We start from the raw sequence: 22626 nt of genomic DNA, 5'->3' as shown, positions 1-22626 counted from the left end.
CGCATCCTTAGCGATAAAAGCAAACAGGTGACGCAGATGAATGACTTAGAATATGAACAACTGACCGACAACACCCTGTTAGCGGTAGAAGAAGCTATTGAGCAACTGGAGCTTGATTTAGACTACGAATCGAACGGTGGTTTATTGTCGATAACCTTTCCTGATCAAAGCAAAATTATTATTAACAAACAACCGCCACTGCAGCAGCTCTGGCTGGCGACCAAGTTCAATGGCCATCACTTTGAATGGCGTGACAAGCAGTGGATTGATAACCGCACTGGCAGCGAATTCTGGCAATTATTGTCAGATGCGGCGTCAAAACAGGCTGGCAGTCCGGTGGTGTTGGCGCCACCGCAATCTGGAACAGAATAATGGCGTTACTCCCTTTTGTTGATGTAAAACCAAACGGCCAGGTAAAGGCCGCCGTTGTCTGGCTGCATGGCCTGGGTGATTCCGGTCACGGCTTTGCGCCAATAGTACCGGAATTACGGTTGCCAGCTGATGCCGGTATCCGCTTTTTATTTCCGCATGCCCCTGAGCGACCCGTTACGGTGAACGGTGGTATGCGTATGCGTGCCTGGTACGACATTAAAACCATGGATTTAAGCAACCGGGCCGACGAGGCAGGCGTGCGCGAGTCTGCCACCGCGGTGCAGCAGTTGCTTGATAAATTAATTGCCGATGGCCTGAGTAGCGAGCAAATTGTGCTGGCGGGCTTTAGCCAGGGCGGAGTAATAGCACTGCATTTACTGGCCCGCCTGCCATATAAGCTGGCCGGGGTAATGGCGCTATCAACTTATATGTGTGCGCCGGAAAAACTGGCCGCGGAAGCCACCTCTGTTAACAAAACGACCCCGGTGTTTATTGGTCATGGCAGCCAGGATCCTGTGGTGCCAATGGCAGCAGGCCAGCAGGCCTTTCATGCCCTGAAAAATCTTGGTTTTAATGTCAGCTGGCAGGATTACCGGATGCAGCATAGTGTCTGTGCTCAGGAAGTGGCAGATATCAGCAGCTTTTTGCAGCGTCGCTTAATGATTGTAAAGGAAGCCTGAGATGAGCCAGATTGTTCGAATTGCTACCCGCAAAAGTGCGCTGGCGTTGTGGCAGGCTGAGTTTGTACAAGCAGAATTGATCCGCCATCATCCGGATATTCAGGTAACATTGGTGCCGATGTCGACCCAGGGCGATAAAATTCTCGATACACCGCTGGCGAAAATTGGCGGTAAAGGTTTGTTTGTTAAAGAGCTGGAAACTGCCATGCTCGATGGCCGGGCCGATATTGCCGTACACAGCATGAAAGACGTGCCGGTGGCATTTCCGGACGGGCTGGTGCTGCAAACCATTTGCCAGCGCGAAGATCCGCGCGATGCCTTTGTTTCTAACCAGTTTCAGAGTTTGGCGCAGCTGCCACGAGGTGCTGTTGTTGGCACCTCGAGTTTACGCCGCCAGTGCCAGCTAAAAGCATTGCGGCCCGATTTAACTGTGCGTGACTTGCGCGGAAACGTTAATACCAGGCTGACGAAGCTGGATAACGGCGAGTTTGCCGCCATTATTCTGGCCTCGGCCGGGTTAATTCGTTTGGGTTTTGCTTCGCGGATTGCCAGTTACCTTGCGCCTGAGCAAAGTTTGCCGGCCAATGGCCAGGGAGCAGTGGGTATTGAATGCCGCAGCGATGATACCGTGATCCAACAACTGCTGGCACCGCTGGAGCATAAGGCTACCCGGCAATGTGTGTTGGCCGAGCGGGCGATGAACCGCCGGCTGCAGGGTGGCTGTCAGGTGCCTATTGGCGCTTTTGCTACCCTTAATGGCGAGCAGCTGCAGTTACGGGGGCTGGTAGGCTCGCTGGATGGCAGCAAGATCCTGCATGCCAGCCACAGCGGTAACGCCGATGACGCCGAGCAGATCGGCCTGCAGGTAGCTGAGCAATTGCTTGCTCAGGGAGCAGGCGCCATTTTGCAACAGTTATATCAGGCGAACGCATGACACCAGCCACGCCTTTTTTGATCACCCGGCCGGCCGGTAAAGCCGATAACTTACTGGCCAGCCTGGACGAACTTGGCGTAGCCTACAGTTATCAGCCGCTTATTACCACGCAGCAGGTGACGTTAAAAACAAAAGACATTAACTTGCTGACACAGGCTGATTTGCTTATTTTTGTCAGTGTTAGTGCAGTACACGCGCTGGAGCAGCAAATAAACCCGGAGCAGCTGCCTGGCCACTTGTTTGCCGTTGGCAGCACTACCGCCGGCTTGTTGCAGCACTGGACCGGCCGGGAAGTGATAGTGCCACAGGATCAGCGAAGCGAAGGCCTGCTGGCTCTGCCGCAGTTGCAACAGGTTACCGATAAACAAGTCGTGGTGGTGCGTGGTAATAGTGGCCGTGAGCTGATAAAACAGCAATTATTGGCCCGTGGTGCTACCGTTAAATATGTGCAGAGTTATAAGCGGCTGCCGCTGCCGTTGGATGGCAGCCAGCTATGGCAGATGTGGCAGCAACAGCAGGTACGTTGTATCGTAGCAACCAGCAACGAAATTTTGCAGCAGCTGTTCGCCCTGATACCCGAAGCCGGTCAGGCCTGGCTAAAGCAACGGCAGTGGCTGTTGGTAAGCCCGCGGATGCAGGAGCAGGCTCTGGCGCTTGGTATTAGCCCGCAGCACATCACTCTGGCTGAAAATGCCAATGATGGAGCTTTGCTGCAGCAAATTATTCAGCTTAAAAAGGAAATGGTATGAGCGAACAGGCAGAGTTAACCCCGGCTGAAGAATCAGCAGCGCCACTGGAGCAATTGAAACAGCAAATTGCTGATCAGGAGCAACGCCCTGCCGGTGCTGGCCGTGGGTTGGCATGGCTGGCGTTACTGCTTTCACTGTTGCTGTTAGCCGCTGTCGCTGCTGCCGGCTATTGGTTGTGGCCGCAATGGCAGCAAATTCAGAGCCAACAACAGCAATTGCAGCAGGCGCAGCAGGATATTAACCGCCAGAACACTGAGTTGCTAAGCAGCAGTCAGAGCCAGTTGCAACAAAGCCTCAGCAGCCAGCAGCAAAGCCTGAATTCGTTCGAACAACAGTTAAAAGCGGAACTGCAGCGGCAGCAACAACAGCTGCAGCAGCAGATGCAGGCCGTCCGTGAGCTGATACAGCAAAGTGACGGTGCGCCACCACGGCACTGGGCCCTGGCAGAAATTCAGTTTCTGCTGAAAAGGGCCGATTACAGCCTGTGGCTTAACCGTGATATTAACAGCGCCCGGCTGTTGTTACAGCGGGCCCAGCAACAACTGGCTGAGCTGGATGATGCGTCACTAATTAATGTCCGGCAGGCCATTGTCAGTGATTTAGCGGCACTGGCTGAACTTCAGACGCCTGATCTGAGTAGTGTCCATCTTCAGCTGGCGCAAATGCGTAAAACCAGCATGGCCTTGCCGCTGAAGCACCAGCAGGCAGAACTCAGCGTGACGGTGGCAGCACCAGAGGGCGAGCTGAAAAACTGGCGTAGCACATTAAAATATTACTGGGACAGCAGCCTGCAACAATTATTCTCTGCCAGAGTAGCGGTGCCAGAAGACTATTTCAGCTTGAGCGAAGAGCAGCAACTAATGGTCAGGGTTGCGCTTAATCAGCAATTGCTGCTGGCACAATTGGCAGCGTTAGAAGCAGAGCCTGCCGTGTATCGCAGTGCCCTGCAGCAAGCCAGCGATCAGCTGCAGCGTCATTTTCAGGCGACTGAACCGGCAGTACAGCAACTCAGTGAAAAACTGCTGGCACTGGCGGCTATTGATATCACTGAACAACAGCTGCCAGCATTACAAAGTGGCCCGCAGTTGCAGGACTACCTGCAAAGCATGGCGGAGACTGAGTTATGATTAAGGCGCTTATTCTGGTTGCGGTATTGGCGCTGGCTATGTTTATCGGGCCGGTGGTTACTAATAATCCGGGCTATATCAAACTGGTATTGGCGGGCTACGTTATAGAGATGACCGCACTCGGCTTTGCAATCGTACTTATTGCCGGTTTGCTGGTGCTGGGCCTGATCGTTAAAATACTGAAGCGATTACTGCGTTTGCAGCATGTTTCCTTTAACTTTTTCCGCTCCCGGCGGGAACGCAAAGCCAGACAGGCTTTTGCCAATGGATTACATGCTTATGCCAGACGCCAATGGCCAGAGGCAGCCAGCCAGATGCAACTGGCGTTACAAGCCGGCGATTTTAACCATGAAAAACGTTTTCTGGCTGCTTATGCGGCGTTTTACGCGGGCGATGCAGATAATGCCAGCCGTTTAATTGCGGAATTGCCTGAAGATGACTCTTGCCGCCTGTATCTTGAAGCCGATATCTTGTTACACCAGGGCAATACCAACCAGGCCGCGCGGCTGCTGGACACTTTGTTGCAGCAACAGCCAGTGGATCCGGCATTGGCACAGTTGTATCTGCGTTCCCTTCAGCAAGCCGGGCAGTGGCAGCAGCTTCTGGCCGCAGCGGGCCGGGCAGCAAACGGCAACTGGTTTGATAAAGCCAGCTGGCAGCTGCAACGTTTCGCTATTTATCCGCAGGCCATTCGTCAGTTAGCAACTGATACAGGTTTTGATCAGCAACAGGATTACTGGCAGGCGTTACCCGCCAAAGAGCGTAAATCTGCGGCTGCTGCGTTAGGGTTAGCCTGGGCAGAAGCGGGCGCCGGTCAGGCAGATGCCGCCGAAAAGCGTCTGGTAGCCGCATTGTCGCTGACTGATATTGCGCCGGCCTGGCCGCATTTACGGCAGATCCCGCTGGGCCGCTCGGTGCTGCGGTTGCGCAAGCAAATACAGCACTGGCTGCGCGATCATCCAACTAATGGTTACTTGTATGCGGTGCTGGCTTATCTGGCCGAGCAGGAAGGTGAGCCGCAACAGGCGCAGCAAGCCTGGCAAAAAGCCCGCCAGTATCAACCAGGCCTGGGTTAATGGCTGATATGCTGCAAGGGCTGGCAGCCATTGCCCGGCCAGATGCCCGGCTGCTAATCCTTGGCAGCATGCCGGGTGAAAAATCTCTGCAACAGCAGCAGTACTATGCACACCCGCGTAATGCCTTCTGGCCGGTAATGGCGTCTATTCTGGGGTTTGAGCCTACTTTGGGTTATCCCGACCGGCTAGAGGCTATGCAAAGCCGTTATGTCGCGCTGTGGGATGTTATTGGCTATTGTCAACGCCAGGGCAGCCTTGACAGTGCCATTAAGGCAGAGCAGGCAAATGACTTCAGCTGCTTTATGCGTCAGCATTCTGAGATTCACGCTATTGCTTTTAACGGCGGCAAAGCCTGGCAGAGCTTCCGGCGTCAGGTGATGAATAAGCAATCATTACCAGCCGGTTTGCAGCTGCTGCAATTACCTTCTACCAGTCCGGCGCACGCCAGTCTGAGTTTTACTGATAAGCTGCAGCACTGGCAGAAAATAAGCCAGTTGCTGGAATAAAAACACATCGCTGTAATTTCTGGCGTGTTTGATTTATCGATTTTCCTCCCTTAGGTACCTGTCGGTTTTTTTTACAAATGCATGAGTTTTCTGCTTGACAGCATGCTTATTCAGGTCAATATTGAATAGTAATTGAACAGTCATCCAACAATGTTACTAAGCCAGTACTATGAAACAACTGTTATGCAAAGCCAGTAAATTACTGTGGCCGGTTGCCAAGCCGGCCAAGCTGCATAACTATTTGCATGAATGCGCCACCGACTATCATTTGTCTGAGTGGTTCGACGAATAGCCACCTCCCTCTGAGTTAGTTCCAAGATCTTTTGCATAGCATATTGCTGTGCAAAGAAACCTGGCCTGTTGGCCATTTCCAATAACAATACAAAATGCAGGAAGTAAAAATGAAAGCACTAAGTCTGTTAGGCGTCGTTGCGCTATTGCTTTGTGGCAATGCGCAGGCCTGTTTATTACAAGAAAGCGAAAACAACAACAATGAAAGTGGCGCCGATGGCCCGTTATGCAGTGGCGTACCAGTACAAGCCAGTATTGGCAGCCGGACCGATCAGGATTGGTTTTATTTCGATACCAATGCAACCGGTGATATTACCGTTAGTCTTAGCCACGATAACAACGATGATTTTGACTGGTTTTTATACCGGGCAAGTGGCAGTTACATTGCGTCAGGCCAAAGCAGTGCCAACCCGGAAACCGGTAGCTATGTTGCCTCGCCGGCCGGGCCACATTACATAAAGGTAACCCGTTACAGTGGTACCGGCAATTATCAGTTAACAGTGAACTTTAGCGGCGCAACTGGCGGCGGTGGCACCGACCCTGATCCGGAACCGGAAAACTGCAATTATGGTAGCCGCCCTTCGAAACCAGGCGGGCTGAGTGCTACGCTGCTGGGTAGCAGTAACGATGTTTGCGTCAGCCTGACGAATCCGGCAGTACTGTTAATGGGTGGCGGTGCGGATGTTGATGCGGCGTTTGCTAACCGGATTAACCCTCATATTAAAGGGGGCAATGTGGTGGTGCTGCGCACATCAGGCACTGCAGCATACAACGATTACTTGCAAGGGCTAACTAACGCCGCCTCGGTAGAAACCCTGATTGTAAATACCCGTACCAAAGCCAACAGTGACTACGTTGACTGGGCGATCCGCAGTGCCGAATTTGTATTTATCGCTGGTGGCGATCAGTCTGACTATCTGAATCAGTGGCTGGGCACCAAAGTGCAGGATGCCTTAATGCATGTATATAACAAAGGTGGTGCTGTCGGTGGCACGTCGGCAGGTAACCATGTACTGGGCGAATTTATCTATGACCCCGACGGTGTGCTGGGTGCCATCAGTTCAGAAGCCGTAACAGATTTCTGTCATGAAACGGTGAATATCAGTACCAACTTCCTTAACATACCACTGCTTGATGGCATTATTACCGACACCCATTTTAAACAGCGCGACCGGATGGGACGCTCAGCGGTGTTTCAGGCGAAGCTGGGTAGCAGCGGCCGGGTAGTGGCAGTATCTGAAGCAACGTCGCTGTTTGTTACTGCAGACGGTAATGGCGTGGTGGACGGCAGCCACGAGGTTTATCTGCTCAGAGCCGACAGCCAGACCCAGTACCAGCAAACCAGCTGTGGGCAGCCGGTGATTATTAACAATTTACTCCGCTATAAACTGTTGCCGGGCCAAAGCTACAACCTGCTGAATAACAGCACAGCGGTCAGCCCCAGCCGGTTAAGTATTAACGGTAACAACAGTAATTTCTACAATCCATCTAATCCTTACTAACGCTCTGGCTCAGGCGGGCATTGCGCCTGCCTGAGCTGTTTCCGGCTAAAATTCAGTGTACTCAAACAAACATTTAACTAACAAGTGTTGCATTACCATTTTAATTAGTTAAGGTATCGGCAGTTTAATTAAAAGGGACTAACAATGAAAAAATGGTTTTTTCTGGTGTTGTTTGGCTGTGGCTTAGCGCAGGCCGATATGCTGGATGCATTAAAAGCATATGACGATGAAGACTATGCAACAGCAAAACAACAGTTTGCAGAACTATTGCCGCTGGGTAATGACGTTGCTGCTTTTAACCTTGGAGCAATGGCTTATCAGGGAGAAGGGCAGGAAAAAGATCTAAGTGAGGCACTTGCCTACTTTATGTTAGCAGCTGAACTTGAACATCCGCAGGCAAAAGCACTTTTACCAGACGTTGTTAAAAATACAACCGAGCAGCAGCTTGAGCAGGCTAATCAGCGTTATGAGCAGTTAAAGCGCAGTGTGGTGATTGTGGCGACAGATTTGGATAAACCACGAGATGATAGCTTGCCACAGCCGATTAAACGAGTAAATCCTAATTATCCGGTAAATGCTGCTAAGAACGGTCAGTTTGGTTATGTAAAGTTACGTTTTCTGGTTGATGAAAAAGGACAGGTGACTACTGTAGATACTTTAGATTCTTACCCTGAAAATGTATTTGAGCGAGCATCGATCCGTGCAGTTAAACGCTGGCGTTACCAGCCCAGCGGTCAAAAACACTTGTTTAACGTCCGCCTGGACTATTCTCTGGGAGATGGCGTTAAGGTATCTGCAGTCGAGGATACTGTCGCTAAATATAATCTATGGGACTATGCGGTCGCTGGCTCGCCGCAGCATCAGCTGGCGCTGGGTATGTTGCTATCGCTGATTGAAATTCAAAGTCACAATAGCTTCTGGTATAACCCGGAGTTGCCGCTGGCAACAGCAGCAGATTTCTCTATTTACAAAAAGCGCGCTGAGCTGCGGCCTGATTTTGATGGCTTCTGGGGCTATGCCGTGGTGCGGGTTGCTGCGGATGGCACTATTACCGAGCAGATCAAAACCGAGTTTGAACCGCGCAGTGAAATCACTGATTTAGTGGGTCTGAAACTGAAAGGCAATGTGGAGGCAGACGTATACCGGTTGCATCGCAGAAGCGATGTTAGTGCTAAAGGCGTGACGGCCAGACCTTCAATCGAAGCTTCCAGAACCATGTCTGGTTTTTATTGGTGGGAGCAGGCTGCCAAAAATGGTAACAAAGATGCGCAGCGGATCATGGCAGCTTATGACAAACAGTGGGAAGAGTATTTACTGAGTCAGCAAGATGCCGAGGTGATGGCCTGGACCGGTACCCGGTTAATTCTGGAAGGGCAACGTGACCAGGGCATTAAGTTGCTGGAGCAGGCAATAGCAAAAAATTATAAACCTGCAGCTGAAATGAAAAAGCAGTTTATGTAGTAAGTCGTTACTTCGTTGGAATTAATTGCTGGCCCAGGGGTCTGAAGTTGAACAAAAAGCATCAGGCCTGGGCAGCAAATTTTGTTAGCTGTAACACACCCTCTTAAGCGTTTTATCAGTGAATATGGCAATGCTGTGCTGCTGGCCGTGTTGGTACACATCGTCATTCTGGCGTTGCTGCTGACAACAAAATTCAGCCAGCCTGTGTCACCACCGGAAATTGAACCGATAATATCCTTCCTGTATCAACCGCCGCCTGCTACAAAACCACCCGCTAAAGCCACTCTGCCAGATAGTCGATTGGCAGACGAACAACGCATTGCCGATGAAGTGGTCGGGCAGGCTAATGTCAGTGATGGCAGCACAGGAAATTTACCCCCAGAATTAAAACCACCCCCAACAACGCCAGATGTGACTGATAAAAATACCCGTTCAGCAGACAACACAACGTTAGGTCATGGCAATAGCCTGGCCCAACGGGCGTTAAACCGGGCAGCTACCATTGACCCGGTTGCAGTTGAACAGGACGCTGCCAACAGCTATCAGCAGTTTTTACTGGGGCAGCAACCGCGGTTGACGGTAGACAAAAAGTACTGGCCGGTAAGTGAAAACCCGGCGCAGCAGGTTATTGCCCAGCTGGATGATGGCAAGCATATAGTGCGCATCAGGAAAGGAGTTTGTGTTATTGGCGACCCTAGTCTGGATGGCTTTGAGGGGTTGATGGCCGCAAAGCGCGTACCCTGCGGCGATGAAGTCAGCAGCCGAGAGCTGTTAAAGCAGGCGCTGGATAAGCATAGTAAGCGCTGATTACTGCTCTGCGATATGCTGTTCCAGGCGCGCTTTTAGCTCCCCCTCTATCACGACCGGCTTTCCGGTTTTCTGATCCAGGCAAACAATAGTCACTTCAGCATCAGCCGCTATGGCTTCTTTGCCGGCAATCCGCACTTCCTGCTTTACCACGGCACTTTTACCGCCAATCTTGCTAAAGCGGGTAAATATTTCCAGGGTATCGCCCATGGTGGCTGCTACCCGGTAGTTAATATTAATATTAACGATAATCCAGGCCAGCTTGTGCTTGGCAAACCATTCAATATCGCCGCTGTCTTCCAGATAACCCCAGCGGGCTTCCTCCAGAAACTCCAGGTAACGGGCATTATTGACGTGCTGATAAATATCCAGATGATAACCACGAACTTTAATCAGGGTTTTATGTTGCATAAAGAGGTTCCTGCTCTACCGAAAGGCACCAAGTGTGGCATAGTTTAACTGGCCAAACCAGATTGCCGGCACCGGTTGTTGCATAAAAAAGCAGCTAGCGTTGCCAAAAGGTTCTGATATGCTGTCAGCTAAAGGCTAAAAGGATTAACGAATGCGTGGTTTATTGGTTGGGCTGGCTATGCTGACAGCCATGGCGCAGGCTGATATGTTGGATGCACTAAAAGCGTATGAGAATAGTCAATATGACGAAGCCAGGCAGCAATTCTCTGAATTATTACCGCTTGGCAACGCGCAGGCAGCCTTCAACATGGCGGCAATGTTTTATCATGGACAGGGACAAGCGCCAGATTTAACTGCAGCTGCAGGCTACTTTCACTTTGCCAGCTACTTAAACCATCCTGACGCTGAGGCGGTCTACCAGCAATTGGTAGCAAAATTAGATGAGCAGCAACAACAGCAAGCTGAGCATGTGAGCTTGCAGTTACGACAGTCGTTGAAAATTCAACCGTTAAAAGCAGCAAGCAAAGCTACCCACTTTGTGATGGCAATCGATTCTGAAAGCGGGACTGATAGAACACTGACCGCTGCAATCAAAACCGTACAACCTACTTTCCCACGAAATGCGGCTATGTATGGTGTGACTGGCTATGTCAGGATGAGGTATTTAGTCGATGGTAATGGCAACGTCAGAGTAGTCGATGTAGTAGATGCTTTTCCTCAAGAGGTTTTTGAACGATCCGCGAGACGGGCGTTGCTTAAGTTTGAGTACCCGGCAACGGGTCAGTTCGCAACAAGAGAAATCAGTATGACTTTCTCTCTGAAGGGTGGCAGTGTTATCACGCCTGAGGCGCTACTGGCCGTGGTCGAACAACGAAATCTCTGGGTTTATGCTATAGCGGGCTCACCGCAATATCAGGAAGCTTTGGGTACGATGCTCAGTTTGCTGGGAAAGTACAACGCCAATAATTTGATTGTTGAGCCATCACTGCCGCTAGATCCGGCAAACCCGGACTGGTCTGTTTTCACCAGGCCAGCGCTGGGGAAAGAAGACCATTATATCCAAATACCAGAAATGTTAAGTGCAGACTTCTGGTGGCAAACTGCAGCAGCAAATGGTAACTCGCAAGCTCAGCGTCTGCTAAGTATATATGATGACAGGTGGGCTAATTATCTTTTTGAACGCGGTGACGGCCAGGTTTTAGCCTGGCGTGGAGTGTCACATATTATTGATGGCAATATCGAGCAGGGCAACCTGATGCTGGATAGAGCTATTGCCAGTGGTTATCCTGCTGCAATGGATCTAAAGAGTGCGCTGACTAAAGGGAAGTAGCGCTAATACTGTTGTTTTTCAGGTTTCAGATATAAGCAAACGCATCGGCAAACATATGCTCGCGGTGGGCACCTTGTTCGGCGAAAGCTTCGCGGGCTACCCCTGCCATGGCAAAGGGGCCGGCGATATAGATATCGTAGGCTTCCAGCGAAACAAAATCGGCTAACACTGCTTCGTGTACCAGACCGGTGCGGCCTTGCCAGGCTGTTCCGGGTTGCTGCACTACCGGGATAAAGCGGAATTGCTTATTTTGGCTGGCCCATTGCTGTAATTCAGTCTGATAATACAACGCCTCTTCGTGGCGCACGCCCCAATATAAGAATACCGGTTGGCTGGCGTTAGCTGCGCTGAGCGCTTGTGCTATGGCATAGACGTAAGAAAAGCCAGTACCACCGGCCAGTAAAATCACCGGCCTTTTACTGTCCTGGCGCAGCTGCGCCTGGCCCAGGCCAATTTCTGCCATCACCGGTAAGCCAGCGCGGAATTGCTGTTCAATATGGGTTAGCGCCGCACTGGACCAGGTATCGCCTGCCGGTGTGCCAATATGCAGCTCCAGCAGCTTGCTACTGGCAATGCTGGCAATGGAGAAGGGGCGTTTATCGTCCGCGCTTAACACCAGTTGCAGATACTGACCGGCCTGGTATCCCGCCGCTTGCTCCGGGCTTAGTACCACTCTGCTGATCCCTGGTGTCAGCGCTTCTACCGAATTTACGTTGCAGGCAATAGCAGTGGTGTTGGCAGTGTTGGTCATAACTATGTTGTTCTCCGCTGGCTCATTCGCTGGTGGCTGGTCTCGGCTCGTTATCAGCCACTGATAAAAGGGTGGTGCAATACCAAATCGCTGACCGGATATGCCAGGCAACAATAAGTAAACTGCTGTTGTTTGTCCACTTCGCTTAGTGGCTGCGGTTCGGCATAACGTACTTCACCGCTTTTCAGTTTGCAGACACAGCTGGTGCAAACGCCTTGCCGGCAACGGTTGGGAAAATCAATACCACTGCGCAGGGCGGCAGTAAGAATGGTTTCCCCGTCCTGCACCGTAAAACTGAGTTGGGCCGGGGCGATGGTAACGTTAAAGCTCAAAGCCTGGGCTCCTTCACCGGCAGTACGATACCCAGACTGTCCCAGATGGCATCTACCCGCTGCTTTGTTGCCTGATCCATGACGATCGGCTCCCCCCACTCGCGGCTGGTTTCACCCGGCCATTTGTTAGTGGCGTCCATGCCCATTTTCGAGCCTAAACCCGATACCGGCGAGGCAAAGTCGAGATAATCTATCGGCGTGTTTTCCACCAGCGTAGTATCGCGTGCCGGGTCCATCCGGGTGGTAATGGCCCAAATCACATCCTGCCAGTCACGGGCATTAATATCGTCATCACAGACAATGACAAATTTGGTATACATAAACTGGCGCAGAAATGACCAGACCCCCATCATGACCCGCTTGGCATGGCCCGGGTATTGCTTTTTCATGGTCACCACAGCCAACCGGTACGAACAACCCTCAGGTGGCAGATAAAAGTCAGTAATTTCCGGAAATTGTTTTTGCAGTATGGGTACAAACACTTCGTTCAGTGCCACGCCCAAAATGGCCGGCTCGTCTGGTGGCCGGCCGGTGTAGGTGCTGTGGTAAATCGGATCTTTTCGCATAGTAATATGAGTAACGGTAAATACCGGGAAGTTGTCTACTTCATTATAGTAACCGGTATGATCACCATAAGGGCCTTCCGGTGCCATTTCACCGGGCGCAATATAGCCTTCCAGCACAATCTCGGCACTGGCCGGTACCTGTAAATCATTACTGATGCACTTAACCACTTCAGTGTTGTCGCCGCGCAGCAAGCCGGCAAAGCCATACTCAGACAAGGTGTCGGGTACCGGGGTTACTGCGCCCAGAATAGTTGCCGGGTCAGCACCTAAGGCGACAGAGACCGGGTAGTTCTGGCCCGGATTGGCTTTTTGAAACTCATAAAAATCCAGCGCACCGCCACGATGCGATAACCAGCGCATAATCAGTTTATTTTTTGCCAGCACCTGCTGGCGGTAGATGCCCAGATTTTGCCGTTCTTTATGCGGCCCCTTTGTTACCGTTAAACCCCAGGTAATTAACGGTGCTGCATCGCCCGGCCAGCATGTCATTACCGGCAATTGAGTCAGGTCAACCTGATCATCCTTCAGCACAATCTGTTGACAAGCGGCTTTTTTAACCTGTTTTGGTGACATGTTCAGTACTTGTTTGAATAACGGCAGTTTGCTGAACGCATCCTTCAAGCCTTTCGGAGGCTCTGGCTCTTTTAGAAAAGCCAGTAGCTTACCCACTTCCCGCAGTGCTGATACGTTCTCCTGGCCCATACCAAGCGCCACCCGCTGCGGCGTGCCAAACAAGTTGGCCAGTACCGGCATGTTATAGCCTTTCGGGTTTTCAAAAAGTATGGCCGGGCCACCGGCCCGCAGGGTACGGTCGGCAATTTCGGTCATTTCCAGTACCGGGTCTACTTCAGCGGTTACCCGCACCAGTTCACCCCGTTGTTCCAGCTGACTGATAAAATCGCGTAAGTCTTTATATTTCATACTTGGCATCGGCCCTGTAAGTGATTGCCGGCTATTATACAGCTCTGGCCAGTGCTTGCCAGTTTTGGCCTGCTATGCGGCTGGTTTGGCAATGCACTGGCTTTATAATAGCGGCAGTTAATTCAACGCAGAGTGATACGATGGCCGAGCAGGAAGGGGTTATAAAATATCAGTTAAATTATCAGCCAGCTGACGTGTTGAGCGCGGCTGATATTGTCCAGCTGAACTGCTGGCGCCATATTATGCTGCAGTTAGGTATGCTGGGCCAGGACCCGGCACGTTACGACAACTATGGTTTTGGTAATATCAGTCAGCGCTATAACAATACCCATCAGTTTATCATCAGTGGCAGCCAAACCGGCGGGATCAGCAATATGACAGCGGCTGACTATGCACTGGTCAGCGAATGTGTTCCTGAGCAAAACCGGATCAGTGCCCTGGGCCAGATTAAGCCCTCCTCCGAAGCAATGACACATGGCCAGTTATATCTGTTAAGTAACGACATTAACTTTGTTATTCATGCCCATTGTCCGCAAATCTGGCACCAGGCTACTGCACTTAATTTGCCACAAACCAGGGCGGAAGTGCCTTATGGTACGGTGGCTATGGCGGATGAGGTGGCGGGGTTGTTTACTAAAACTGATTTGCTGCAAACCGGGGTATTTACTATGGCGGGTCATGAAGATGGCGTGGTGGCATTTGGCAGCACTGCAGCTGAAGCTGGCCAACGGCTGATTAGCTGTTATGCGGCAGCGCTTGGTCGTAATGCAGCGGCTTACTAACGGGAATTATCGATTTAAAGTTGGTAAAGCAAGATGATAGTCGCTAAAGTTTAGGAAAGTATTTTCAATAGAAAACAAGGTTATTGATGGATTTTCCGGCACAGATTAAACAGCAGACATGTCGTGATTGTTTAAGTGGACAATCGTTGGGTTTTCAAATCCGGATGGCGTTTCAGCCGATAATCGACTGGAAATATCAGGTTATCTGCGGTTATGAAGCTCTGGTGCGAGGCCCTGAAGGGCAGGGTGCTGGCTGGGTTTTTCAGCATATTAACGATAGTAATAAATACTACTTTGATCAGGCCTGTCGGGTTAAAGCTATTGAAACAGCAGCAAAACTGGGCTGCAATACTTATCTGAATATCAATTTTTTACCCAACGCGGTTTACAACCCCGAAACCTGTATAAAAGCGACTATTGAAGCCGCCGATTTATATGGTTTTGACTTAACCAAGCTGGTTTTTGAGGTAACCGAAGGTGAACAAATTCCGGATAAAGACCATTTAAACCGGATTTTTCGCAGTTACGCAAAACGGGGTTTTAAAACGGCTATTGATGACTATGGCGCAGGTTACGCCACGCTGGACTGGTTAATTGAGTTACGTCCACATATTTTAAAGCTGGATATGGAGCTTATCCGCAATATTGAAGCCAATCCTGATAATCAGTTTATTGTTGAGCAAACCATGGCGCAGTGCGAATTACAGGGTACCCTGGTACTGGCTGAGGGGGTGGAAACCAAGGCGGAACTTGACTGCCTGCTGGGGCTGGGCATTCGCTATTATCAGGGCTATTATTTTGCCCGGCCTGAACTGGAAAAGTTAATCAGTACTGCAGAGCTGAACGGGATGAAATAAAAAAGGCGCTGAAGCGCCTTTCTACAGATAAGCCTTACGCTTTAAAAATCGTAACTGACTCTGCCATACACCAGCCGGCCGGAACGACCATAGGGTGAGTAGTTGGAAAAAGGCGTATTGCCGGTGCCATTTAAACTAACCGGGAAAGCGTCCGGATATTCGTCCAACAGGTTATCTGCGCCAAACGCCAGCTTCATATTATCTGTCAGCTGATAGCGCGCTTCCACATCCAGCAGAGTTTTCGCGCTGAGGGTGAAATCATTGGCAGGGTTAGCATTGGGGGTCAGCACTTCGCCATAACGGGTTGCGCGGAAGGTAGCACCAAAGCGCTCCAGGCTCCAGTTAACATGCGCACCGAACTTACTTTTTGGGTTGCCTTTCTCAAAGGTCAGTACATTAACCCGGCCAAACAGCTCCGGAGCAGGGTCCAGTGCAGATAACTCAGCTGTTTCAGGGGTGCGGGTGACATCAGTGCTGTTAAAGTTGGCAACCAGCGTCAGGTCGAAACGACCACTGTTGCCGGTAAACACCGGGTAATTAGCCACAATGTCCACACCCTGAGTTTCAGTATCAACCCCGTTAATAAAGAAGCGACCACCACCAATACCAATTAAACCCAGCGATTCCAGGTAGGCACGGACATTGGCCTGGGTCAGGTTTTCTGACAAAACTATTCTGTCATCTATATCTATCCGGTAGCCATCTATGGTGAGGGTTAAATCTCCCAGCCGGAATACCGCTCCAAGTGACAGGTTAACGGATTCTTCGGCGTCGAGCGGGGTGGCACCCAGGGCAATAGCCGCCGGATTGTTAACGGGGAAGGTAGTAATGTCAAACGGCACACCGTCGATAAAATTAGTCGAGGTACTGGTAAAATACTGCTGTTGCAGTGACGGCGCCCGAAAGCCATTTTGCAGGCTACCCCTTAGGCCGACGCTGTCACTGACATCATAACGTAGCGCCAGTTTACCGGTAATATTATTACCAAAGTCGGAATAATCCTCCGCCCGCAAAGCTACTGAACCCAGAAGGTTATCGGTTAGGTTCGCTTCAAGATCGACATAAACACCAATAGCGCGCCGGCTTTCGTCTACGGCATTGGCCGGCCTGAAACCAGGAAATACCTGAGAGCCAGACTGGGTCGGGTTGCCATTGGGCAGTAACACACCACCGTTGCGGTACGAGTCTGGTTCGCCGGCAAAAATCGAGTAGCCTTCACGCCGAATTTCAATGCCGGTGGCCATATTTACCGGCGAGGCAAAGCTGGCAATGTCGAAGGAGGTCACCCCTGAAAAGTTAAACACCCATTGGTCATAGTCAAACCCGCCGGCATCGAATTCTGTTTTGCTGGTTGGGCCAATAGAGCGGTTTACCGTGTTTTCAATGGTAAAAGCCATCTCATTCATACCATAAACCACCGAGGCATCCATACTCCAGTCAGCAATATCCCACTCGTAACCTACCGCAAAGCTGGTATCAGTCACTTCAGGGGCAATTATCGGCAGAAAACCGTCCGGATGCACTTCAATAACGTTTCTGTCATCCAGCGCCCGCCGGTAAAAACCACCAGAGCGGGCTGATCTGTCCTGAAAGCTGGCCCAGCCATACAGTTTGCCGCTGTCCAACATCAGGCCGGCATTGGCAAACAGGGTAAATTGCTGCAGCTCAGGTTCACCGTACCAGGCATTAAAGCGTTCAATGGTTTGTTCGCGGGGGTCATATTCGCCGCCAATCAGCGGATATTGCTGACGATAGTCGTAACCGCCACGCTCGGTGCGCTCTGCGTCTTTCAGCTCTGCGGCAATGGTCAGATAACCATTACCAGGCAGGGCAAACCCTTTCCAGCCGGCTAAGTTAAGGGTTTCACCATCATTAACACTGCGTTTAATTTCAGCGGGTGCATTCCAGGTGGCGCCAGCCGGGGGAGGTGTGGTCGGGACCGTATAGGCTGAGTCACGATAACCATAAGACAGGGTTACATTGCCACCCTCGCTGGCTTCACGCAGCCTCACATTAATTACCCCGGCAATAGCGTCTGAACCATATTGAGCTGATGCGCCGTCACGTAACACTTCCACACTGCGAATGGCGGCTGTCGGAATGGTATTTAAATCGACTGCTGAACTACCACGGCCAACGGTACCATTAACGTTCACCAGTGAGGCAGCATGGCGCCGTTTCGAGTTAACCAGCACCAGGGATTGATCAGGTCCCAGGCCGCGCAACGTAGCCGGGCGAATGGTATCCGTGCCGTCCGCAAGGCCGGGGCGTGGAAAGTTAAACGACGGCAGGGCAACGGATAGCACCTGATTCAGTTCAGTAGAGCCGGAGCGTTCAAGCGCTTCAACACCAACAATATCAATGGGTACGGCAGTATCATCTACTGATCGCCCGGCAACCCGGGTACCGGTGACGACGATTTGTTCTATTTTTTGTTCAGCGGCTTGCTGGTTTTCATTACTTTGCGCCTGCACAGCAAAAGCGGGGCTTAGCAAAGCGGTACTGATCGCCAGTACCAGAGGGTGTAGTGCTGCACTGCGCATAGTTAGCTCCTTGTTGTTATCATTAAAACGTAGGCTGCCGCTTCAGGCTTGTCAAACTTCCGCAAACTTTGTATCAATAGTGCAATACTGCTGTTAATAGCGACTGGATCAAGCGGTCGCAGCGTTGTATCGTGATCTTTGCTGGAAAACAGGTTAGCATGTTACAGACATCCAGATGGCTTATATATCCGACTAAGGTCGCAGCGGGGCGCATTTATGCATAAAAACACTAAACTAATTAATGTCGGCCGGGCAAAAAAGTATACCGGTTACGCTGTTAACCCACCGCTGGTAAGGGCTTCTACCATAGTGTTTGATACATTCAGTGAATTAAAACAGGCTACGTTGCAACGAGGTAACCGGGTACCGTTTTATGGCCGGCGAGGCACCGATACCCATTTTGCGCTGCAGGAAGCAATCTGTGAACTTGAAGGTGGGGCCGGTTGTGCCTTATACCCTTGTGGGGCGGCTGCAGTAAGCGGTGCCTTACTGGCTTTTTTACAAAGTGGCGACCATTTATTAATGGTCGACAGTGTATACGAACCTACCCGGGCACTGTGTGATAAGTTACTTAAAGGCTACGGTGTTGAAACCACTTATTATGATCCGCAAATTGGCAGTGCAATTGCCAGTTTAATTAAAGCCAATACCAAAGTGATATTTCTGGAGTCTCCGGGCTCACTCAGTTTTGATATGCAGGATATACCCGCCATTTGCGCGGTGGCGCAGCAGCACAATATTGTGACTATTTTAGACAACACCTGGGCGTCACCCATTTTATGTCAGCCGTTTCAGTTGGGGGTAGATATCTCCATTCAGGCAGCCACTAAGTATATAGTGGGTCATTCCGATGTAATGCTGGGTACCGCCAGTGCTAATGAAAAACACTGGCCGAAGCTTCGCGAACACAGTTATTTAATGGGTTACTGCGCTTCAGCTGATGACGCCTACACCGCGCTGCGAGGTTTGCGTACCTTAGCGGTGCGGATGCAACAGCATGAGCAAAGTGCGCTCACTGTCGCCAACTGGCTGCAGCAGCGGCCTGAAGTTGAAACCGTGTTGCACCCGGCATTACCGTCGCATCCGGGCCATGCCATCTTTAAGCGTGATTTCTGCGGCAGCAATGGCTTGTTTTCCTTCGTGTTAAAACAGGGTAGTCAACGCCAGGTCGAGGCGTTTATTGAAGGCATGCATCATTTTAAAATGGGCTTTTCCTGGGGCGGCTATGAAAGCCTGGTAACCGCCACCATGCAACTGCAGAAACTGCGCACGGCCAGCAAATGGCCATACAGTGGGCCGCTTATCAGGCTACATATTGGCCTGGAGCATGTTGATGATTTGCTGGCCGACTTAACTGCTGCGTTCAAAAGGTTTAAGCAGGCAGGCAGTGAATAAGCTGCCTGATACTGCCATCACTGCTTAAACTTTTAGCGCCTGAATTATTTTTTTACTTTTATTAAGGTTGTCAGCCAACTGATCCAGTAGTTGCTGAATATCGGCCGACAGCTCGCCGAGCTTAGTATGTCTGACAAGGTCAGCAAGTTCGTGGTCATGTTCCAGACACTTGTCCAAAATGGTATTTCTGGCATCAGTAGAGAACAGTTGGCTGAGCTTACCGCCAAGCTGCTGCATCAACTCTTTATCAGGATCGGGCCTGGCAGGTAATTCGCCCAACTGTTTAACCACTTTTTCAAAGGGGCTAGTAAAGGTTTCCCGCTCACGGCCAAGATTAGTTAAGGGCTTATCAAGATTATCTTCTGCCAGCAGCTCAGCCATTTGCCGATAGTAGTCTGCTGTTTCTCTCACTAATTTCAGAATTTCCAGGCTATCAGCCTGGTTATCAGTGCGTAGGATTGACATATTAAACCTTATCAGTTGTTGGCTGAGGAACAGAACCTGCGATCACTTCTATAGCCTCAGGGATCACTTTAAACTCTGCTGGCGTTTTGGTTTTAAACTCACCATCAGCTTCAAGTTCTATCGGTCGCTTGGTGTTAATAATGATTTCTTTGGCGCGTCTGCAGATTACCCGCTCGGCTGGACGCAAATTACCATTTCGTAAACTGGGCCCCAGCAGTAGCAGCTGCCACCAGTGTTGCGGCCTAATGCAGAATAAGCTCAGTTTGCCATCTTGTATTGTTGCCGCGTCATCAACAATATTACCACCCCCATAATAGCGGCCATTGCCTACTGCCAGATGAATAGCTTTAACTGAGCATTGCCAGTCATCTGCTTTTATTTTTAGTTTGAAGCTGCGGTTGCGCTTTATGGCACTGAAAAATGCCCCCAGGTAAGCAAATACACCAAAGTGTTTTTTAGATTCAGGTGTCAACTCATGGGTTACGTCTACACCCAGGCCAAGATGGGCAACATTGACAAAGTAGTTATCGTTAACTGTTGCCAGGTTTATCCGTTGCCGCCTGCCGGCAATAATTGTATTGGTTGCTGCTGCAATATCCAGAGAAATACCCAGAGAGCGGGCAAAGTCGTTGCCGGTACCCAGCGGCAGAATTGCCAGGGTGTGTTGGTGCTTTTTAATTGTTGCCAGCGCCGAGCTGATAGTGCCATCGCCACCGGCAATAATGACGATGCCGTCTTGTTGCGGGTAACCGGCAATTTTCGCCAGCATATCAGCTTCGCTCTCTGTTAAATGCACATTAATCTCAAAGCCCGATGCCTCAAGCAGCGCTATTGCTTCGTCCAGCTCAGCCGCCTGACCATTGCGGCTATTAGGGTTTACCAGCAAAAGGGCATGTGACAATTAGGTGTTCCTCCAATGCTAAATCCGTTTTTAATCCCACTGTTAAACACAGTAGTTGTTCTGGTGGTTTATATAGAGATTAGTTCAGTATAGATGGCAGCCAACGCGACGCTATATCGTTAAAGTAACCAATAGCACCACGCACTGCCGGTTCTCTAATTGTGCTTCAACAAACTTTTAACGCAACTTGCTAAGTGGCAATTATTGTCTTCCAAGCCAGCATTCAGCGATTGACGGCATTTACTGCTGTCATACAATAGCGCCAGTTTAATTCAGAGGTGCGATATGAGTAGTAACAGTTTGCCTGGGGTAAGCGCTTTGCGACATAAAGCAGGCCATTTTCTGCAGCGCACCAGTGTGCAACGCACCTTGTTAACGCTGATTTTAATTAATGCCGTCATTCTTGGGCTGGAAACCTCTGCAGCGATAATGCAGGCCGTTGGCCCGGCGCTGTTGCTGTTTGATAAAATAATTCTGGCCGTGTTTGTAGTGGAAATTGGCCTGCGAATTTATGTGCACCGGCTGGCATTTTTTAAAGATGGCTGGAGTATTTTCGATTTTATTGTGGTGGGCATTGCCTTAGTGCCTGCCAGTGGGCCTTTTGCTGTATTGCGGGCGCTGCGGGTATTGCGGGTGCTAAGAGTACTGACCTTTGTGCCGTCGATGCGCAAAATTGTCGGCGCATTAATTAAGTCGCTAAACGGCATGCTGTCTATTGCCATGGTGCTGGCATTAATTTATTACGTGGCGGCAGTAATGGTGACCAAGTTGTTTGGCGAAGCCTTTCCCGACTGGTTTGGCAGCCTCGGGGCATCGCTGTACACCCTGTTCCAGATCATGACGCTGGAAAGCTGGTCAATGGGCATCGCCAGGCCGGTTATTGCCGAGTTCCCGTATGCCTGGGCGTTTTTCGTGCCTTTTATTCTTATTGCTACTTTTACCATGTTAAACCTGTTTATTGCGGTAATAGTAAATGCCGTACAAAGCATGCATGACGAAGAGCATAAAGAGGAACATGATGCTGATCAGGCGACTCAGCAACAGCTATTACTGCAGATGCAGCAGTTACAACAAGAGCTGCAAAGCCTGCGCAGTGAACTGAAAAAGCCTACTGCAGAATAAAGTCTTCCAGTGACTGCCGGGTAAGCTTGCCTATCTGGCTAAACATATAAATTATGGCGCCCATTAACAGCACCATTACCGGCAGCACAATAACCGGATAGCTTAGCCAGGTCATCCGGCCCAGCTCTTCGGCATAAGCCGTGGTGCCTGGCTGACTGACGACAATTGCCTTAGCCAGCACATAATTCAGTACGGCAGAGACAAAAAATGCTAACGCGACAACATAGCCGGCACGGGCCACCCGTTGCTCAAATAGTTCGCGGTTTTGTTGTGCTGCCAGTGCCTGATACAGTTTGTCGGTATCCAGTAAGTCGGGATTAATCAGCAGTTTTTTTACCAGCGGGTAGGGTGTGTATTGGCTTATCAGGACAATAATACCAATGATTGCCGGGATCATCGCCTCTTTAATCGCAATGTAAGCCGGGTCCAGCTGCAGCAAGCTGATACCGCCGGTCAGCAATACACTGATAATACCGAGAATTGAGTAAAAATTAACCTTGCCCGATTGCAACAGCTCCCATAAGCCAAACAGCAGCGGAAAGGCCAGCGCCACTACTACGCCCCATACCGGGCCCAGGGCGTCTTCGCCACTGAACCGGCTGAGTATCACTGCCGGGATCACAATATTAAAAATCATATTGCTTAGAAAACCCGATTTTTTTTGTTTAACCGGGCGGGCCGGGGTGCTGGCTGGTGTGGACATCAGGCGTTTTACCGTTTAAAAAATAATAATGGACTATAGCAT

Annotated in this window: 24 protein-coding genes; 16 read left to right on the top strand and 8 right to left on the bottom strand. The window is 50.5% G+C overall.

The window, feature by feature from the left end:
• Positions 1-36 precede the first annotated feature (36 nt).
• From cyaY to KQY15_RS17905, 11 genes are all read left to right on the top strand, one after another.
• Complete coding sequence (gene cyaY / locus KQY15_RS17950) at positions 37-372, top strand: iron donor protein CyaY (protein ID WP_217671295.1); 336 nt, start codon at positions 37-39, stop codon at positions 370-372.
• Complete coding sequence (locus KQY15_RS17945) at positions 372-1052, top strand: alpha/beta hydrolase (RefSeq protein WP_217671294.1); 681 nt, start codon at positions 372-374, stop codon at positions 1050-1052. The genes cyaY and KQY15_RS17945 overlap by 1 nt, the downstream gene beginning before the upstream one ends.
• A 1-nt stretch (position 1053) precedes the next feature.
• Positions 1054-1986 (top strand): hydroxymethylbilane synthase, encoded by a 933-nt coding sequence (gene hemC, locus KQY15_RS17940; RefSeq protein WP_217671293.1) that lies wholly within the window; start codon positions 1054-1056, stop codon positions 1984-1986.
• Positions 1983-2735, top strand: a complete 753-nt coding sequence (locus KQY15_RS17935) for a uroporphyrinogen-III synthase (protein WP_217671292.1) — start codon at positions 1983-1985, stop codon at positions 2733-2735. The genes hemC and KQY15_RS17935 overlap by 4 nt, the downstream gene beginning before the upstream one ends.
• Positions 2732-3862 (top strand): uroporphyrinogen-III C-methyltransferase, encoded by a 1131-nt coding sequence (locus tag KQY15_RS17930; RefSeq protein WP_217671291.1) that lies wholly within the window; start codon positions 2732-2734, stop codon positions 3860-3862. The genes KQY15_RS17935 and KQY15_RS17930 overlap by 4 nt, the downstream gene beginning before the upstream one ends.
• Positions 3859-4938, top strand: a complete 1080-nt coding sequence (locus KQY15_RS17925; RefSeq protein WP_217671290.1) for a heme biosynthesis HemY N-terminal domain-containing protein — start codon at positions 3859-3861, stop codon at positions 4936-4938. The genes KQY15_RS17930 and KQY15_RS17925 overlap by 4 nt, the downstream gene beginning before the upstream one ends.
• Positions 4938-5444, top strand: coding sequence for a DNA-deoxyinosine glycosylase (locus tag KQY15_RS17920; protein ID WP_217671289.1), 507 nt, complete (start codon positions 4938-4940; stop codon positions 5442-5444). Before KQY15_RS17925 ends, KQY15_RS17920 begins: the two co-directional genes overlap by 1 nt.
• Before the next feature lie 169 nt (positions 5445-5613).
• Positions 5614-5736 (top strand): hypothetical protein, encoded by a 123-nt coding sequence (locus tag KQY15_RS19210; RefSeq protein WP_302850374.1) that lies wholly within the window; start codon positions 5614-5616, stop codon positions 5734-5736.
• Between the two features lie 109 nt (positions 5737-5845).
• Entirely contained in the window at positions 5846-7237 is a 1392-nt protein-coding gene (locus KQY15_RS17915) for a Type 1 glutamine amidotransferase-like domain-containing protein (protein WP_217671288.1), read from the top strand.
• Between the two features lie 144 nt (positions 7238-7381).
• The gene (locus KQY15_RS17910; protein ID WP_217671287.1) at positions 7382-8698 is read left to right on the top strand and encodes a TonB family protein; all 1317 of its coding nucleotides are present in this window, start codon (positions 7382-7384) and stop codon (positions 8696-8698) included.
• Between the two features lie 81 nt (positions 8699-8779).
• Positions 8780-9505: a hypothetical protein gene (locus KQY15_RS17905; RefSeq protein ID WP_217671286.1), complete on the top strand. Its 726-nt coding sequence runs from the start codon at positions 8780-8782 to the stop codon at positions 9503-9505.
• Here the strand turns inward: KQY15_RS17905 and KQY15_RS17900 are convergent, their stop codons facing one another.
• Positions 9506-9916 (bottom strand): acyl-CoA thioesterase, encoded by a 411-nt coding sequence (locus KQY15_RS17900; RefSeq protein WP_217671285.1) that lies wholly within the window; start codon positions 9914-9916, stop codon positions 9506-9508.
• 151 nt (positions 9917-10067) lie between these two features.
• On the opposite strand from KQY15_RS17900, the gene KQY15_RS17895 reads away from it, so the two are divergent.
• Positions 10068-11246: a TonB family protein gene (locus KQY15_RS17895; protein ID WP_217671284.1), complete on the top strand. Its 1179-nt coding sequence runs from the start codon at positions 10068-10070 to the stop codon at positions 11244-11246.
• Between the two features lie 25 nt (positions 11247-11271).
• On the opposite strand, the gene fre is transcribed toward KQY15_RS17895, so the two are convergent.
• From fre to ubiD, 3 genes are read right to left on the bottom strand one after another with little or no spacing between them, the layout of a single operon-like run.
• Positions 11272-11997 carry an NAD(P)H-flavin reductase gene (gene fre, locus KQY15_RS17890; protein WP_217671283.1) on the bottom strand — a complete coding sequence of 242 codons (726 nt, stop codon included), beginning with the start codon at positions 11995-11997 and terminating at the stop codon, positions 11272-11274.
• A 53-nt stretch (positions 11998-12050) separates the two neighbouring features.
• On the bottom strand, positions 12051-12329 hold the full coding sequence (locus KQY15_RS17885; protein ID WP_217671282.1) for a 2Fe-2S iron-sulfur cluster-binding protein: 279 nt from the start codon (positions 12327-12329) through the stop codon (positions 12051-12053).
• Positions 12326-13816: a 4-hydroxy-3-polyprenylbenzoate decarboxylase gene (gene ubiD, locus KQY15_RS17880; RefSeq protein WP_217671281.1), complete on the bottom strand. Its 1491-nt coding sequence runs from the start codon at positions 13814-13816 to the stop codon at positions 12326-12328. The genes KQY15_RS17885 and ubiD overlap by 4 nt, the downstream gene beginning before the upstream one ends.
• A 140-nt stretch (positions 13817-13956) precedes the next feature.
• Between ubiD and KQY15_RS17875 the strand changes: the two genes are divergently transcribed.
• The gene (locus KQY15_RS17875; protein WP_217671280.1) at positions 13957-14598 is read left to right on the top strand and encodes a class II aldolase/adducin family protein; all 642 of its coding nucleotides are present in this window, start codon (positions 13957-13959) and stop codon (positions 14596-14598) included.
• An 86-nt stretch (positions 14599-14684) separates the two neighbouring features.
• A complete protein-coding gene (locus tag KQY15_RS17870) occupies positions 14685-15455 on the top strand; it encodes an EAL domain-containing protein (RefSeq protein WP_217671279.1) in 771 nt (256 codons plus the stop codon).
• A 41-nt stretch (positions 15456-15496) separates the two neighbouring features.
• Here KQY15_RS17870 and KQY15_RS17865 read toward each other — a convergent pair whose 3' ends face one another.
• Positions 15497-17998 carry a TonB-dependent receptor plug domain-containing protein gene (locus tag KQY15_RS17865; RefSeq protein WP_217671278.1) on the bottom strand — a complete coding sequence of 834 codons (2502 nt, stop codon included), beginning with the start codon at positions 17996-17998 and terminating at the stop codon, positions 15497-15499.
• 216 nt (positions 17999-18214) lie between these two features.
• Between KQY15_RS17865 and KQY15_RS17860 the strand changes: the two genes are divergently transcribed.
• Positions 18215-19393 carry a cystathionine beta-lyase gene (locus tag KQY15_RS17860; RefSeq protein ID WP_217671277.1) on the top strand — a complete coding sequence of 393 codons (1179 nt, stop codon included), beginning with the start codon at positions 18215-18217 and terminating at the stop codon, positions 19391-19393.
• A gap of 24 nt (positions 19394-19417) precedes the next feature.
• Here the strand turns inward: KQY15_RS17860 and KQY15_RS17855 are convergent, their stop codons facing one another.
• Both KQY15_RS17855 and KQY15_RS17850 read right to left on the bottom strand, forming a co-directional pair.
• A complete protein-coding gene (locus KQY15_RS17855) occupies positions 19418-19858 on the bottom strand; it encodes a hypothetical protein (protein ID WP_217671276.1) in 441 nt (146 codons plus the stop codon).
• A gap of 1 nt (position 19859) precedes the next feature.
• Positions 19860-20759 carry a lipid kinase gene (locus KQY15_RS17850; RefSeq protein WP_217671275.1) on the bottom strand — a complete coding sequence of 300 codons (900 nt, stop codon included), beginning with the start codon at positions 20757-20759 and terminating at the stop codon, positions 19860-19862.
• Positions 20760-21044: 285 nt separating this feature from the next.
• On the opposite strand from KQY15_RS17850, the gene KQY15_RS17845 reads away from it, so the two are divergent.
• The gene (locus KQY15_RS17845) at positions 21045-21881 is read left to right on the top strand and encodes an ion transporter (RefSeq protein ID WP_217671274.1); all 837 of its coding nucleotides are present in this window, start codon (positions 21045-21047) and stop codon (positions 21879-21881) included.
• Here KQY15_RS17845 and KQY15_RS17840 read toward each other — a convergent pair.
• A complete protein-coding gene (locus tag KQY15_RS17840) occupies positions 21868-22584 on the bottom strand; it encodes a VC0807 family protein (RefSeq protein ID WP_217671273.1) in 717 nt (238 codons plus the stop codon). The genes KQY15_RS17845 and KQY15_RS17840 overlap by 14 nt on opposite strands.
• Between the last annotated feature and the right edge of the window lie 42 nt (positions 22585-22626).

Source organism: Arsukibacterium indicum (genome assembly GCF_019100565.1).
Classification (GTDB): domain Bacteria; phylum Pseudomonadota; class Gammaproteobacteria; order Enterobacterales; family Alteromonadaceae; genus Alishewanella; species Alishewanella indicum.
The sequence above is the reverse complement of the archived record's forward strand: the minus strand, read 5'-3'. Positions and strand labels throughout refer to the sequence as shown.

Coding starts and splice junctions, on each gene's coding strand:
- fre (WP_217671283.1), bottom strand. CDS start 11,997: ATGACCAACACTGCCAACACCACTGCTATTGCCTGCAACGTAAATTCG.
- KQY15_RS17915 (WP_217671288.1), top strand. CDS start 5,846: ATGAAAGCACTAAGTCTGTTAGGCGTCGTTGCGCTATTGCTTTGTGGC.
- hemC (WP_217671293.1), top strand. CDS start 1,054: ATGAGCCAGATTGTTCGAATTGCTACCCGCAAAAGTGCGCTGGCGTTG.
- KQY15_RS17865 (WP_217671278.1), bottom strand. CDS start 17,998: ATGCGCAGTGCAGCACTACACCCTCTGGTACTGGCGATCAGTACCGCT.
- KQY15_RS17935 (WP_217671292.1), top strand. CDS start 1,983: ATGACACCAGCCACGCCTTTTTTGATCACCCGGCCGGCCGGTAAAGCC.
- KQY15_RS17910 (WP_217671287.1), top strand. CDS start 7,382: ATGAAAAAATGGTTTTTTCTGGTGTTGTTTGGCTGTGGCTTAGCGCAG.
- KQY15_RS17875 (WP_217671280.1), top strand. CDS start 13,957: ATGGCCGAGCAGGAAGGGGTTATAAAATATCAGTTAAATTATCAGCCA.
- KQY15_RS17895 (WP_217671284.1), top strand. CDS start 10,068: ATGCGTGGTTTATTGGTTGGGCTGGCTATGCTGACAGCCATGGCGCAG.
- KQY15_RS17945 (WP_217671294.1), top strand. CDS start 372: ATGGCGTTACTCCCTTTTGTTGATGTAAAACCAAACGGCCAGGTAAAG.
- KQY15_RS17925 (WP_217671290.1), top strand. CDS start 3,859: ATGATTAAGGCGCTTATTCTGGTTGCGGTATTGGCGCTGGCTATGTTT.
- ubiD (WP_217671281.1), bottom strand. CDS start 13,816: ATGAAATATAAAGACTTACGCGATTTTATCAGTCAGCTGGAACAACGG.
- KQY15_RS17840 (WP_217671273.1), bottom strand. CDS start 22,584: ATGTCCACACCAGCCAGCACCCCGGCCCGCCCGGTTAAACAAAAAAAA.
- KQY15_RS17855 (WP_217671276.1), bottom strand. CDS start 19,858: ATGTCAATCCTACGCACTGATAACCAGGCTGATAGCCTGGAAATTCTG.
- KQY15_RS17930 (WP_217671291.1), top strand. CDS start 2,732: ATGAGCGAACAGGCAGAGTTAACCCCGGCTGAAGAATCAGCAGCGCCA.
- KQY15_RS17860 (WP_217671277.1), top strand. CDS start 18,215: ATGCATAAAAACACTAAACTAATTAATGTCGGCCGGGCAAAAAAGTAT.
- KQY15_RS17900 (WP_217671285.1), bottom strand. CDS start 9,916: ATGCAACATAAAACCCTGATTAAAGTTCGTGGTTATCATCTGGATATT.
- KQY15_RS17920 (WP_217671289.1), top strand. CDS start 4,938: ATGGCTGATATGCTGCAAGGGCTGGCAGCCATTGCCCGGCCAGATGCC.
- KQY15_RS19210 (WP_302850374.1), top strand. CDS start 5,614: ATGAAACAACTGTTATGCAAAGCCAGTAAATTACTGTGGCCGGTTGCC.
- KQY15_RS17845 (WP_217671274.1), top strand. CDS start 21,045: ATGAGTAGTAACAGTTTGCCTGGGGTAAGCGCTTTGCGACATAAAGCA.
- cyaY (WP_217671295.1), top strand. CDS start 37: ATGAATGACTTAGAATATGAACAACTGACCGACAACACCCTGTTAGCG.
- KQY15_RS17870 (WP_217671279.1), top strand. CDS start 14,685: ATGGATTTTCCGGCACAGATTAAACAGCAGACATGTCGTGATTGTTTA.